Genomic DNA, 1,481 nt, shown 5'->3' with positions numbered 1-1,481 from the left:
CACCGGGACTGCCGCAGAATTGGGGGTCCGCCACCGAGAGCGAGTATGCTCTGGCTCGTTTTCCCCGCTGAGGTAGTGCCGACGTGGCCTGGATCGTAAGACTGGTGAGCGTAGAAGCCGACGGGACGGAGCACAGCACCGACGTTCTGCAAATCCCCAGGCCCGACACCCTCGCCGACCTGGCCAGCCTGGGACTGACCCTGGCCGAGAGCAAGCAGCTCCTGGCCAGCGTGCAGCAGGAGATCGTCGCCGCGCAGGCTCGTCTTCATGCCGCGCTCCGCCCGGAGTGCCGGACCTGCGGCACCCCGTGCCAGATGAAGGACTATCGTCAGCATGAGATCGCAACACTGTTCGGTCAGGTGACGGTCCGGCTGCCCCGTTTCCGCTGTGCCGGATGCGGTACCACCGAGGCTGGCGTGGACTGGCCACCACGTGTCCGCTCAACCCCGGAGCTGGACCGGTTGCGCGCCCAGCTCTCCGCCCTGCTGACCTACCGGACCGCGGCTGACCTGCTCGGTCAGATGTTCCCGGTCGATGCGGGCATGGATCCGGAGAGCTTGCGCCGCCATACCTTCAAGGTCGCCGAGACCTTGCCGATACGACCCGCAACCGAGGCGCCCATGAGTGCCGGTGCCGAGACGGTCACGTTGACCTTGGATGCGACCTTTGTCCGCAGTTGCGAGAACGGCGAGCGGCATCTGGAGGTCCGGATCGGCAATGTCGAGACCGAGGCAGGAGGAAGGCAAGTCTTCGGTGCTGTGGCGAAGACCGGCACCGATCTCGCGGCGCTGATCCGCGGCAACCTCGATGCGGTCGGACGGACACCGAATACGGTGCTGACCGCGTTCACCGACGGCTGTCCAGGACTACGGCGCATCCTCCTCGACGCTGGCATAGGTAGCCTGCCGATTTTGGATTGGTTCCACCTCGGCATGCGGCTGCAGCACCTGACGCAGGTCGCCGGCACCTTGTCGTCCGACACCCCGGAACGCGCAGCGGCGAAGGTGGTGATCGTCGAGGAGGTCGAGCGCCTGCGCTGGCGATTGTGGAACGGCAAGGCCCGGGACGCCGGGATCAGTCTCGATCGCATTCGTGCCGTCATGCATCACTTCCGGGGCGAGGCGGACGGCCGGCGCTCCGTCGCGCCCTCGCGCAAGTTATGGACCGCCTTGCGGGCGCTGAACGGCTATCTGCTTGGCCAGAGTGACTGGTTGGTCAACTACGCCGAGCGGCACCGGGCGGGGCAGCGGGTCGGCACGGCCCTGACTGAGGGCACGGCCAACTTCCTGGTGAATCGTCGGATGGCCAAGTCGCAACAGATGCGCTGGACCCGGCTCGGTGCCGACCGCGTGCTCCAGGTCCGCTGCGCCGTCTACAACGGCACACTCGGCACCGGCTTCGGGCAGCGCTTCCAAGCTGCCAACGATCAGCACTTGGCAGTTGTTATCGCAGCGTGACCCCCAGAGATGCGGCAGTCCCGG

Annotated in this window: 1 protein-coding gene; it reads left to right on the top strand. The window is 66.7% G+C overall.

Annotated elements, in window-relative coordinates; genetic code table 11:
* The first annotated feature begins 104 nt into the window (after window positions 1-104).
* On the top strand, window positions 105-1,457 hold the full coding sequence (locus Q7A36_RS39745) for an ISKra4 family transposase (RefSeq protein WP_305109312.1): 1,353 nt from the start codon (window positions 105-107) through the stop codon (window positions 1,455-1,457).
* Window positions 1,458-1,481: the final 24 nt, after the last annotated feature.

Source organism: Paracraurococcus lichenis (assembly GCF_030657435.1).
Taxonomy (GTDB): Bacteria; Pseudomonadota; Alphaproteobacteria; order Acetobacterales; family Acetobacteraceae; genus Paracraurococcus; species Paracraurococcus lichenis.
Note: the sequence above shows the minus strand (reverse complement) of the source record. Positions and strands in the feature narration are given on the sequence as shown.